This is a genomic window from Vicinamibacterales bacterium, assembly GCA_041659285.1.
Classification (GTDB): domain Bacteria; phylum Acidobacteriota; class Vicinamibacteria; order Vicinamibacterales; family UBA2999; genus 12-FULL-67-14b.
In genome coordinates, this window is record JBAZYO010000009.1 from 173,570 (window position 1) to 185,838 (window position 12,269).

Annotated in this window: 10 protein-coding genes; 4 read left to right on the forward strand and 6 right to left on the reverse strand. The window is 67.8% G+C overall.

From position 1 onward, the window contains the following. Positions 1–16: 16 nt before the first annotated feature. Together WC815_16065 and WC815_16070 are read right to left on the reverse strand one after the other, a co-directional pair. Complete coding sequence (locus tag WC815_16065) at positions 17–1,729, reverse strand: hypothetical protein (GenBank protein MFA5910297.1); 1,713 nt, start codon at positions 1,727–1,729, stop codon at positions 17–19. Further along, positions 1,729–2,283, reverse strand: coding sequence for a class I SAM-dependent methyltransferase (locus tag WC815_16070; protein ID MFA5910298.1), 555 nt, complete (start codon positions 2,281–2,283; stop codon positions 1,729–1,731). Before WC815_16070 ends, WC815_16065 begins: the two co-directional genes overlap by 1 nt. A 21-nt stretch (positions 2,284–2,304) precedes the next feature. Between WC815_16070 and WC815_16075 the strand changes: the two genes are divergently transcribed. Genes WC815_16075 through WC815_16090 form a run of 4 tightly spaced genes read left to right on the forward strand, consistent with a single transcriptional unit; the run spans position 2,305 to position 6,439 of the window. Further along, positions 2,305–4,056 (forward strand): hypothetical protein, encoded by a 1,752-nt coding sequence (locus WC815_16075; GenBank protein MFA5910299.1) that lies wholly within the window; start codon positions 2,305–2,307, stop codon positions 4,054–4,056. Then, positions 4,053–4,817, forward strand: a complete 765-nt coding sequence (locus WC815_16080) for an exodeoxyribonuclease III (protein MFA5910300.1) — start codon at positions 4,053–4,055, stop codon at positions 4,815–4,817. The genes WC815_16075 and WC815_16080 overlap by 4 nt, the downstream gene beginning before the upstream one ends. A 49-nt stretch (positions 4,818–4,866) precedes the next feature. Next, positions 4,867–5,496, forward strand: coding sequence for an SDR family oxidoreductase (locus tag WC815_16085; protein MFA5910301.1), 630 nt, complete (start codon positions 4,867–4,869; stop codon positions 5,494–5,496). A gap of 40 nt (positions 5,497–5,536) precedes the next feature. Continuing rightward, the gene (locus WC815_16090; GenBank protein ID MFA5910302.1) at positions 5,537–6,439 is read left to right on the forward strand and encodes a VWA domain-containing protein; all 903 of its coding nucleotides are present in this window, start codon (positions 5,537–5,539) and stop codon (positions 6,437–6,439) included. A gap of 4 nt (positions 6,440–6,443) precedes the next feature. Here WC815_16090 and WC815_16095 read toward each other — a convergent pair whose 3' ends face one another. From WC815_16095 to WC815_16110, 4 genes are all read right to left on the reverse strand, one after another. Then, on the reverse strand, positions 6,444–8,018 hold the full coding sequence (locus tag WC815_16095; protein ID MFA5910303.1) for a hypothetical protein: 1,575 nt from the start codon (positions 8,016–8,018) through the stop codon (positions 6,444–6,446). Positions 8,019–8,121: 103 nt separating this feature from the next. Next, entirely contained in the window at positions 8,122–10,152 is a 2,031-nt protein-coding gene (locus WC815_16100) for a pyrroloquinoline quinone-dependent dehydrogenase (GenBank protein MFA5910304.1), read from the reverse strand. After that, positions 10,149–11,396 carry a histidine kinase N-terminal 7TM domain-containing protein gene (locus tag WC815_16105; protein ID MFA5910305.1) on the reverse strand — a complete coding sequence of 416 codons (1,248 nt, stop codon included), beginning with the start codon at positions 11,394–11,396 and terminating at the stop codon, positions 10,149–10,151. Before WC815_16105 ends, WC815_16100 begins: the two co-directional genes overlap by 4 nt. A 204-nt stretch (positions 11,397–11,600) precedes the next feature. After that, positions 11,601–11,942, reverse strand: a complete 342-nt coding sequence (locus WC815_16110) for a helix-turn-helix transcriptional regulator (protein ID MFA5910306.1) — start codon at positions 11,940–11,942, stop codon at positions 11,601–11,603. Between the last annotated feature and the right edge of the window lie 327 nt (positions 11,943–12,269).

A 12,269-nucleotide genomic window follows, 5' to 3' on the forward strand; every position in this document is an offset into this window, starting at 1 on the left:
CAGGCACCCTCAAGCCTTAAGGCACACGATCAGTATTCACGCGTTCGCCTCGCAGGAAGGCGTCGCGATCGCTCAACCGCCAGACCCGCGTTCGATGTGACGTTCCCGCCTCGAACGCGGGCGGCCATTCCAGCGACACCGCCGGCAACGCGCCCAACTTCGCGCGGAAGGGCTCGTTCTCCCAGGCATCAAGCGCAATCACAATCGGGCGGCCACCAGTCGCCAGCGTCCCGATGGCGCGCGCCAGCGCGTCGGGTGACGCCGCGTCCCAGCGCAGGATCGACCGGCCGCTGTAGTAGCGGAGCGCCCCGCTCTGCTCACCAGCGACGATCACCGCATCGGCACTCATCCCGGCCAGGTAGTCGGCCACTTGCGAGACACGCCGCTGCTGGTCTGCGAGCCGAAACGCATCGAGCGCGCGGGCCTGCGACACGCCGTGAGCCATGAGTCCCAACACGACGGCGAGCACGGCCGCGGCCATCGACGACGCCGGCAAGCGAGCGATCGCTGACGCAACTGCGACGCTCGTGAACACGGCGGCCACCGCCAGGGCGGGCAGCAGGAATCGCAGGTACGACCACACCTCGAAGACCGCGTAGACGAGATAGGCGGCCACTACGAGCGTCGCGAATGCCGCCAAGGCCTTCGCCGGCGCCTGTCGCCACGCCACCGCCACGCCGGCGGGCGCAATCAGCAGCACCGGAGACGTGGCCACGAGCCACGACAGGTAGCGCGTCGCGTTGGGCGCAATGTTCACGAACGCAAACAGTTCGTCAGCGGTGCCATATCCGGATCGAAGCGGCGACCCGTACCATTGCCATTGGAGCCACATCAACGCCAGCCCGGCTACGGCCACGGGCAGCGAGAAGGCGACAAGACGCCGCCGATGAAAGCCAATGACCATGAGCGGCACCGCGGCCAGCGGCGCGAGGTTGGGCCGAATGAGGACGGCGATTGCGCAACAGAGACCTGCCAGAAGAACGCGCCCTGATCCCCGGACGAGGAGCAGCCACATCACCATCCAGGCCGCGGTCACTGGCACGTCGCTCATGGGCTGAACGGATTGATAGAGGAACACCGGGGTCACCGCCAGCAGCGCCGCCGCCAGCACACCCGCGATCCCGCCGGCGAGTTGCGCCGCCACGGCGGCCGTGGCCCACACCGCAATGCCCGCGCCCGCCGCGATCACCAATGACGCCGCCATGGTGCCGCCGAGCGCATGGGGAATGGCCATCAGCAGCGGCAGGCCTGGCGGATAAGTGGGCGCTTGCACGCCGGTGGTCCCAGTGGGGCGCCACCCGAGCGGCGCGGTGATCCACGGGTCCGCGGCGCCGATCGCACCCGGCAGCGCATCCCGGTAGAACAGCTCGCCGGCCGACCATTGCGCCGCCTCGCTCAGGTAACCGGAGGCATCCGCGCCAGCCGCCGAGTGGGTGGCGAAGACTCCGGCCGTCACGGCGCTGACCGCCGCGATGGCCACCACGACGCGCGACGAGCGGCGCGCGAGCGCGGACCACGCCTCAACCAGATCCGGCTGGATCGACCGGGCGCCGCGCGCGAGGATCCACCACACGCCAACCAGCGCGAGCGCGGCCGTCGAGATTGGGATCGGAGAGCGGACTGAAATGCGAAGGCCGCCAACGGTGGCGCGAACCCCACCGCTGACGGCCAGCAACACTGCGATCGCGGCCAGGATGGCCGCGATGTAGATCAAGCTCCGGCGATTCACTACCGCTTCGGAATGGTCCAGAAGTAGACCTTGCGGCCGTCCACGTCCAGTTCCTTCTCCGGCTTCCAGTCGCCCATGTCGAACGCGTGCGAGACGATGCGCGTGCCGGGCTTCAGCTCTCTCATCAGCTTCGGCATCAGCTTCACGTTGAGCGACGGCAGCAGGTACAACGTGATGACGGTGGCGCCGCTGAGGTCCTGCTCGAACAGGTCACCCTGCACCACGCGGACGAGTTTGCCGACGTTGTTCTTGGCGACGTTCTCGTTGGCTTCCTTGATGCGCTCCGGGTCGATATCAAAGCACACGCCGCGGGCGCCGTACTTGCGCGCCGCGGTCACCGGAATACGTCCGTCGCCGCAGCCAAGGTCGTACACTATGTCGTCCTTGGTGACGTTGGCCACTTGCAGCATGGCCTCCACGACCGGCTCGGGCGTGGGAACATAGATGACGTCAGGACGCCGCGTCGGTGCGGCCGCTTGCGCGAACGCCGAGGTGGCGCCCGGAAGCCCCGCGACGACGACCGTGACGGCGAGTGCGAGAAAACGATTACGCATGCGAAGCAACCTCCTGTGGACGTGAGACGCACAGTATATCTCCTGCTCGTGGTGGCGTTTGCCGCGCTGGCCGTGCCCGCCGTTCGTCACTGGCGCGAGCAGCCGCCCGTGCCGCCGCCGCTACCTGAGCCGCTGCGCGGCGCCTGGACGGCCGGTGACGGCGTCGAAATCGGCGCAGGATCCGACCATCCCTTTGGACTGGCGCTGGCCCCCAACGGCCGCCGGCTGGCCTACCCGGCCGTGCGTGCCGGCCTGGTGTCGTTGTGGCTGCAGGATCTGACGAGCGGTGACGCGCGGATGCTGCCGTCCACGGATGGCGCCGCGGCGCCGTTCTGGTCGCCCGACGGCGCCCGCCTCGGGTTTCTCGCCAACGGACGGTTGCACGCCATCGATCTCACGTCGGGATCGATCAGCGACCTCGCCGATGCGCCGGCCGGTCGTGGCGCCGCCTGGAACCAGGCCGGCGACCTCGTGTTCGCGCCCGGCGGCGGCGGCGGGCTGATGCGCCGGTCGGCCGACGGCACCATCGCGCCGCTCACCACGATCGATCGCGACGCCGGCGAATCGAGGCACGCGTGGCCGGCCTTTCTTCCAGACGGACGGCACGTCGCCTTCCTGGTGACGGCAACCGATCGCTCGCGGGCGGGCATCTGGGTAATGTCACTGGACGACGCCGCGTCGCGCGTGCGCGTGTCGGCATCGGACGCGCAGCCGATCGTCGTCGGCGAGACGATGCTGGTCTTGAACGACACGACGCTGGTGGCGCAACCGCTCGACCCCGCCACCTGGGCGGCCGCGGGTCGAACAACACTCGTGGGCTTTCCTGCCGGCCGCGGTCCGCTCGGCCAGCTGTTGGCCACCGCCGCGCCGGATGTCCTGATCTACGGCGCGCCGGGATCCAGCCTGCGCGAACTTCGCTGGGTGTCGCGCGATGGCCAGCGGCTGGGCCGCGCCGGTGAGCCCGCGGAATCGTGGGAGCTGCGGATCGCGCCAGACGGACAACGGGTTGCGGTCACGGCGCTCGACCCGCAACTGCGAACGCTCGACGTGTGGATCCGCGACGGCACGCAGCCGGTGCCCCTGCGGCTGTCGCTCGGCACCGACATGGACGAGGGCGCCGTGTGGTCACCGAACGGCCTGCGCGTGGCGTGGGTCGGCAAGCGCCGCAACATCCTCTTTCGCGGCGCCGGCGCGCAGTTGCCGGAACAGACGGGTGCGACCTTCGATCCGCCGGTGCAGCTCTGGGACTGGTCGCGCGACGGCGTGCACTTCCTGCTCGGGCGCACCGATTCGCAGACGCGCGACGACCTGTGGGTGGTGCCGCAGGTGGAAGGCGCGAAGCCGCGCGCGTACGCCGCCGGCAGTTTCAACCAGACGCACGGCGCCTTCTCGCACGACGGGCGATGGATCGCTTACGCGTCCGACGAGTCCGGCCAGTCCGACATCTACGTGGATGCGTTCCCCGAGCCGGGCTCGCGGCTTCGCGTGACCACGGCCGGCGGCACCGAACCGCGATGGCGAGATGATGGCCGCGAGCTGTACTTCCGCCGCGGCGCCGAGGTCCACGTCGTCCGGTTTGCCCAGGCCGGCGCGACGCTCGACATTCAGTCGATCGATCGCCTGTTCGACGCCGGCGCGCCGATCCGCGCGTTTGACGTCACGCCGGACGGGTCGCGATTCCTCCTCAACCTTCCGGCCAGCAGCGCGGCGCCGCGATCAGCCACAATGGTGATGTACTGGAAGCGCGCCCCGATCGACTCCCCCAACCCATGAAGATTGCGACCTGGAACGTCAATGGTATTCGTGCCCGGCAGGCCCAACTGCTCGAGTGGCTCGCCGCCGAGAAGCCTGACGTGGTCTGCCTGCAGGAGATCAAGGCGTCGCTCGACCAGCTCCCGTTCGAGCTGCGCGACGTCGAGGGCTACTGGAGCTACTGGCACGGCGACAAAGGCTACTCCGGAGTGGCAGTGCTGCTGGCGAAGTCGCTGGTGACGGCGTCGCCGAGTTGCTCGCATCCGGGCTTCGACTTCGAGCAGCGCATTGCCTGCGCGACGCTGCGCTCGTCCCTTGGTGAGATCACCTTGGTGACGGTCTACGTGCCGAACGGCGGCAAAGACTACGAGGCCAAGCTCCGCTTTCTCGACGGGCTCGATGGCTTCGCCGACCAATTGGCCCGCGACGGGCGACTGGTGATCTTCTGCGGCGACCTGAACGTGGCCCGCACCGAGCGCGACATCCACGAGAAGGAGCGCAAGCCGAACCAGATTGGCACGCGACCGGACGAGCGCGCCCTGCTCGAGCGCATCATCTCGCGCGACCTGGTGGACGTGGGCCGGGCGCTCGAGCCGGACAACGACAACCTGTTCACATGGTGGCCGCCGTGGCGCAGCCTCAAGCAGCGCAACATCGGCTGGCGGATTGACTACGTGCTGGCCTCGTCCGCCCTTGCCTCTCGCGCGACCTCATCGGTCGTGCAACGGGAGTTCGGCACCAGCGATCACGGCCCGGTCGTCGTCAATTTCGAGATTTCGTGATCTGGCGATCTGGCGATTTGGCCGCCGGTAAGAGAGTATCCTTGCGCGTGTGAAGGTGCTCCTGTTCGGCGCCACTGGCGGGACGGGCCGGCACGTGCTCACCCAGGCGCTCGAGGCCGGGCACCACGTCACTGTCTTTGCGCGGAACCCGGCCGCCGTCACCACCCGGCACGAGCACCTCCGCGTCGTCGCCGGCGACGTCACGGCCGGCGATGCGACACTCGCTGTCGCCGTGCAGGGCCAGGATGCGGTGATCTCCGCGCTCGGCCGCGGCCAGACCTTCAACTCCGGCAACCTGATCCAGCAAAGCGCGCCGGCCATCGTCAAGGCCATGCGGGCGCGCGATGTCTCCCGCCTGATCTTCACGTCGGCCCTGGGGGTGGGGGAATCCATCCAGGACGCGCCGCTGTTCATGCGCCTGATGATTCGTTTCCCGCTGCGTGGGATCTACGCCGACAAGAAAGCTGGAGAAGCGCACATCCGCAACAGCGACCTTGACTGGACGCTGGTGCAGCCGGTGCAGCTCACCGACGGCGGCCTGACTCGCCACTACCGCGCCGGCGAACGCTTGCCGCTGCGCGGGATCGTGACGATCTCGCGGGCCGACACCGCCCACTTCATCGTCGACCAGTTGACCGACCCGAGCTACATCAGGAAAGTGGCCTTGCTCGCCTACTAAAGCGGCTCGAGGGGAGGGCAGCATGCGGCGGATAACGTTGGTGGCACTCGTCGGGATCGCGGCAGCCGTCAGTGGCGCCCTCGACGCCCAACCCAGGTTCGGCGCCCGCGTCGACCTCGTCGTGGTCTCCGCCATCGTCCGCGACGGCGGCGACAATCTCGTGCGCGCGCTCTCGCAAGACGACTTCGAGGTGCTCGAAGACGGCAGGCCGGTCGCCGTCTCCACGTTCGCCGAAGTCAACGCCGACGCACTCGCGCCGCAAGATGATGGCCGGTTCATCGTGCTGTTGCTGGACAACCTGGTGACCGACCCAACGCTGACGCCGCGCATCAAGGACATCGCCCGCGGCTTCGCGGATCGGATGGGTCGGGGGGACGTGATGTCCGTGGTGTACCTCAATGGCGGCAGCAGCACGACGACCAGGAGCGCAACTGAGGTGCGCGCCGCCATCGATCGGTTCAAGCCGTTCGGCACCAGCCTGATGGGCGGCCTGACGGCGAGAAGTCACGCGATGGAATCGGTGTCGGGTTTGGCGAAACAACTCGCGGGCGTGTCACACCGCCGCAAGGTGCTCGTCTGCATCGGGCCAGCCAATGTCTTCAACGTCCAACTCGGCGACTTCGATGGCAAGCTCGACGGAGCCATTGGTCCAACGCTGCGCGACACCGCCCGAGCGGACATGACGACCTATGTGATCGATCCGCGTGGCCTGCAGGCGAAGAACGTCGCCAGCCAGCTCGATGGATTCGCCCGCGAAACCGGCGGCGTCGCCTTTGCCAACGTCAATGTGTTCGCAGAAGCGATCGACCAGGTCTGGCAGGAGAGCGGAGCGTACTACCTGCTTGGCTATGAACCCGCGAAGCGCGACGACAAGCGCCACACGATCGAGGTGCGCGTCAAGAAGGGCGGCCTGCAGGTGCGCGCCCGCCGCACGCGCGGGTGACACGCTACGGCATCCTCTCGATCGCCGCCTTGAGCGCCTCCGCTTTCTCCTTCATCCGCGGATGCGCGATCGCGACATCGACATGCGTCAGCGCGGGACTCTTCTGCCCGGTTCTGGCAAACCCCTGGGCGGCGTTGAACGCGGATTGAGCGGAACGCTCTTCGGCGACTTCGAGATCCTTGTTCAACTTGGCGCGCTGACGGGCTTCCCTGCCTGGCGGATTTAGAGATCCGCCACTGCGCTTCACTTCCGCGTCGAGGTTCGCGAGGTCCCGGCGAGCCTGCGAGGCCGCGCCCACGTAGCAGCTCATGGCGCGCGAGAACCGCGTGGCCGCCGTCGGCCATTGCTGCTGGTCGACGTGCACCAGTCCGGACATCCACGTCGCGTCGCAGTTGGCGCCGTCAATCTCGAACGCGCGATCGAAGCGCAGGATGGCGGTGGGCAGGTCCTTGCGGTCGTAGGCAATCAGCCCGGCCAGCATGTAGACGTTGGTGTTCGACAACAGCTTGATCGCCGTCTCGACGTCGGTCCACGCCGGCTCGAGGGCCTTGAGGTTGTAGTGGTTCCACGCTCGCCAGTAGTAGGCGTCGCCGATGTTCCAGGTGCCGAGCTCGATCATGCGAGTGGCGGTGACGATGGCCTCCTGGTGGCGCAGCAGGTAGCTGAGGCTGGTGAGCCGGCCGAGCAGTGCGTCGCGATGGGTCGGCGAGTCGCCGAGAACCGCGTCGAACGCCGAAAGCGCGGCTTCGAACTCCGCGATCGACTGGTTGATGCGCCCCGCCGTGATCGTGATCCAGTGCGAAGACGGGAACGCCTCGCGCGCCTGGCCAAGGAGCGCCGCCGCCTGGTAGAGGTCGATGGCTTCGGTGGGCGAGCCCACCATGGCCCGCCGCGCTTCCCAGGGCAACGTATCAACGAAGCGTGGATCTGCCTCTCGAAGGGAGGCTGCCGTGGGCACTCCGAACCCCTGGCACACCGCGAGCCGAAACTGGATCAGCGGCACTCCGCTGTAGCGAGCCAGAATCGGCGCCGGATCAATCGACGGGCGCAGGCGTGTCTGCTCGCAGTCGATCACGAGAGCCAGGTACTGGGCGACCAGGTTGGACGCGACCGCGGCATCGAGGGCGCGGCGATGTGGGTTGTCGGGATCGAGCGCAGGGCGGGAGCGGCCGGTGAGCTGCGCGCGCTGTTCGGGATCCATCCCGCCGGTCTCGCCGATCACCAGTGCGGCCGCGTCGGTGAGGACCTGCGGCGAGAGCGCCGGCGGAATGACGGGCGGGAGCGCCGAGGCATGATGACGGGCCCGGTCCATAGAGATGTCAGCTGGCATCCCCAGCTCCTTCTCGCGCATCGCGATCAGCAGCGTGGCCTCGAACGCCCCTTGCGCGGCGCCAGGTGCTGGCCTCGGCGACGCCGACAACCGCTCGAAGATCGACTGGGCTTCCTTGAGGCAGGCGTAGCAGCCTTCGCGAACCAGGGCGTGGGCCTTGCCGAGCTCGGCGACCACTTGCGGCGAGGGGCCGCGGGCGGCGCATCCGCAGAGGGCCAGCACCAAACACGCCGCCGCAATACGTGTCATGCGGGCGTTAGACACCGCCGGCGCCATTTTGTTCTCGACGCGCCGGCGTCCTGAGCGAGCCACCGGCTCGCCGACAGGCGTGTCGGTGGCGAGTCGAAGGGCCTCACGGCAACGACAGCGCGACCAGCTCCGGCACCGCCGTCGGTGTCGCCCCCTGCACGGTGATGGCGATGAACTGCTTGCCGCCAACCGAGTAGGTCATCGGCGTCCCGATCGCGGCAGCCGGCAGATCGACCGAAGCCATCTCCTTGCCCGTGGCCTTGTCGTAGGCCACCAGCCGCGGACCACCCGTCGTGCCGCCCGTCGTCAAGGCGTAGATCAGCACGGTCTTGGTCAGCAGCGGGCCGCTGAAAGTGCTGTCGCCGCCCAGCGGCGGCAGGTTGAGGCCCTTGAGCCGCGGGTTGTTGCGGACGCGATCGCCGTTGCCGGCCGGCACCATCCACGCATGGTCGCCGGTATTCATGTTGATCGCGGTGAGGCGCGAGTACGGCGGCTTGAAGAGCGGCAGCCCATCGGGCATCTGCGGATTGCGCCCCGGCTGCTGCATGTAGAGCAGGTTGCTGTCGAGCGCCTGGTCCGGCACGCCCAGCTTGCTAACGGCGTAGGCGTTGCGAGACGGCACGTAGAGCATGCCGGTCTCAGGATCGACCGCGGCGCCCTGCCAGTTGCCGCCACCGGTGGTGCCGGGCCGCACGATCGTGCCCTGCACTGATGGCGGCGTGAAGAGCGGCCCCGTGCGGAACCCTTCGATGGCCTTGACGGCCGCGGCGCGAATCTCCGGCGTGAAGTCGGCGAGATCGTTCACCGTCACGCCCTGGTATTCATACGGAGCCGGCTTCGACGGGATCGGCTGCGTCGGCGATGCCTTCTCGCCGGGCACGTCGCTCGGCGGCACCGGCGTCTCGACCATGGGCCACACCGGCTGGCCGGTGAGGCGGTCAAAGGTGTAGACGTAGCCCTGCTTGGTGATCTGCGCGAGCGCCTTGATCCGCCGGCCGTTCACCGTGATGTCGAGCAGGTTCGGCGCCGCCGGGTTGTCGTAGTCCCACAAGCCGTGATGCACGGTCTGGAAATGCCACACGCGCTTGCCGGTGGCGACGTCGAGCGCGACCACGCTTTCCGCGAACAGGTTGTTGCCGAGCCGATGCGCGCCGTAGAAATCGGGCGCGGTGGTGTTGGTGGGCAGGTAGACGTGCCCCAACTCCTCGTCCGCGCTCATCATCGTCCACACCGTGACCTTGCCGGCGTACTCGTTGGAGCCGTCGGTCCACGTCTCGCTGCCGAACTCGCCCTTGGGCGGCACGGTCACGAACGTCCACCGCACTTGGCCGGTGCGGACGTCGAAGGCGCGGATCCAGCCGGGGATCTGCTCCTTGCTCTTGACGAGCGAAGAAATGGCGGCCGGCGTGATGACGACGTCCTTGACGACGATGGGCGGAGACTGGACCGAGTAGGTCAGAGCGTTGAGGTAGTCGCGCGTGCCGCGCTTGGCCCGTGGCAGGCCTTCCATCAGGTCAACGCGGCCGTTCGTGCCAAAGCCCGGGACCGGGCGGCCGGTCTTGGCGTCCACGGCGATCAGGAAGCCGTCGCCGGTGCCCCAGTAGATGCGCTCCTCGCGGCCATCGGTCCAGTAGGCGACGCCGCGCTGGTTCCAGCGCAGTGTCAGGGTGGTCGTGCCCGACTCGTAGCTCTTGGGGTTGTAGACCCACTTGAGCGCGCCGGTGCGCGCGTCGTAGGCGGCGCCGACCGATGACGCGGTGTTGACGTAGAGCGTGCCGTTGACCATCAGCGGCGTGGCCTTGTAGTTCTGGACGAACGGCGGCTGGCCATCGCGCCAGCGCTTCGGATCGATCCGGTTCAGTTCGTCGAAGATGGTCTTCGAGTCGGCGGACCACTCGCTGCCGTCGGACATGGTGATGCTGAGGAACCCGTCCGGCGACTTGGCCCGCCAGGCCAGCTTCAGCGAGCCGAAGTTCGACGCGGTGACCTGGTCGAGCGGCGAGTACTTGGTGCTGGCCAGGTCACCGCCGTAGGTGGGCCACTCGCCGCGCGCGGTGGAGTGCGCCACCGGCTCCTGGGCGGTCAGGGCCGCGGCGAGGCTGATCGAGACGAGGAACAACGTGAGTCGTGTCATTCGCCAACAGGCTCCCTGAGGTGGCCGTACAACTGGGCGTCGCAGTCCGGGCAGATGCCGTGGGTGAACTCGACCGCGGCGCGGGTTTGGAGGTAGACGTCGATCTGGCTCCAGTAGCCGTGGTCGTCGCGCACCTTCTTGCAGTTGGCGCAAATCGGCAGCAGCTGTTCGAGGGCGCTCACCTCGCTCAGCGCCTTCTTGAGCTCACCGATCAGCCGTTCGCGCTCGCCCTCGAGCACCTTGCGAACGGTGATGTCGCGCGTCACCACCAGGCGGCCGGCGACGTCGCCCCAGCGATCGGCGATCGGATCGACGCGCATGTCGATCCAGCGCGTGGCGCTGCCGTTCGGCACCGCCAGCTCGCCCAGCCAGGGCGCCGACGATCGGTTCTTCACGGGAATGCGGAGCGCCGCCGGCACCGCCGAAGCGCCGGCGTTCATGCCCATGTGGTCTTGCGCGGCGGTATTGGAATAGATCACGCGATCGGTGCGATCGAGAATCACCACGCCGTCGGCGATGGTCTCGAGCAGCGCCTCGCGGGCGCGCGGCAGCAGGTCGAGCAGGCCTTCACTGACCACCGCCCACGCCAGCACGGCGCCGCTCAGGCCCAGCGAGATGGTCAGGTAATTCAGGCCGGGCCACGGCCCGAGCTTGAAGATGTAGAGGATGTTGCCAATCCACGAGATCAGCATGGCGACGACCACCGCCATCATCGGCGCGCGGAAGGCGCTCGTCACCCGGCGGCGGGCCGACAGCAGGATCCCCGTATTCAGCGCGGTCATGATGTAGTGCTGCGTCGCCAGCACCCAGAACCAGGGGCCGTAGCGATAGGTCGAGAACGGCGAGCCGTCCTTCGGCATCTCGATGCCGGTCCACAGCAGCTGGTGCCACTGGCTGGTCCACGCCATCACCAGCGAGATCACCGGGATGCCCCAGATCAGCACCATCACCGTCGGGGTGATGCGCGACTCGAGGCGCGCCAGTTCCATGGCGGCGTGAAAGAAGAACGGCGCGCACGACACCACGCCGAAGTACTGCACCTGGGAAATGAAGCGCCGGGCCTCGACCGTCGGGAGGTGCAGTTCGATGGCGTCGCAGGCCGCCCAGATCGCGGCGGCCAGCAGCATCATGCCGAGCGCCCGGCCGCCCCGCACCTCGCGCCGGCGGAAGACGGCGAGCGCGGCCGCCACGCTGACCGCGGCCGACAACGAATAAGCGATGGTGAGCGCTACCTGGGAAGGCATCGGCGGAGGTCACGCACATTCTAGGGGGAAAGGGTCGGGGCCGCCAGTTAAGGAGAAATCAATCTGAACTCGTGATGGCGCCCATCCGGGAAGCGGGACGTCTCAGATGGCCTGGTTCGCCACGATGTCCGTTGCCGCGGTGGGTCCGGCATTCGACGTGACGAGAAGGCCGCGACCGGCCGCCGAATACCAGAAACGGCGGCCTCAGGCCGCGACAACGCTGATTCGACCCGAGCTTCGAGCACGCGGCTTCTTCCTGATCACGATGTCAACGTCCTGGTCGAGGATGGTGAGCAGTGTCATGAGCCGCTCAACGGAGAAACCATTGAGTTTGTAGTGCCGCAGTGCCGACACCTTCGGTTGCGTCAACCCCAGCACCTTCGAAGCGGCGGTCTGCGTCAGCGCACGCTGTTCGAGGATCTGGTTGAGGGCGTGTGCAAGCCGCAGCTTGGCCTGGCGCTCGGCCGCATCCGGATATCCCAGGTCGGCGAAGATGTTCTTCGTGCCCCTGGTAATCGCGACGGGTTCAGCGTGTCGTCTTGGCATGGTGCTCCTTGTAGTCCTGCTGCGCCGCTCTCAATCGCTGGCTCAAGAGGTCGATGTCCCGCTTGGCGGTCCGAATGCCCGGGACACGACACACTCAGCGAATATCCCACTTTGGGTATATCTGGTCAAGTTCCTCTGGGTGCGATTGCACTTCCTCGACGGATCCGCGAATGCCCTCCGCCAACCACCAACGAAAGAGGGGGCGTTGAACCTCCACGACGGGGTTATGACTTCCGCGTGAAGGGGGCGGGCGGCCGCTGCTCGCGGTCCGTCTTGGTGCTCCTTTCAAAGGCGTCAGCATTCGGCATCGCCTTCACCAAGGTGAGC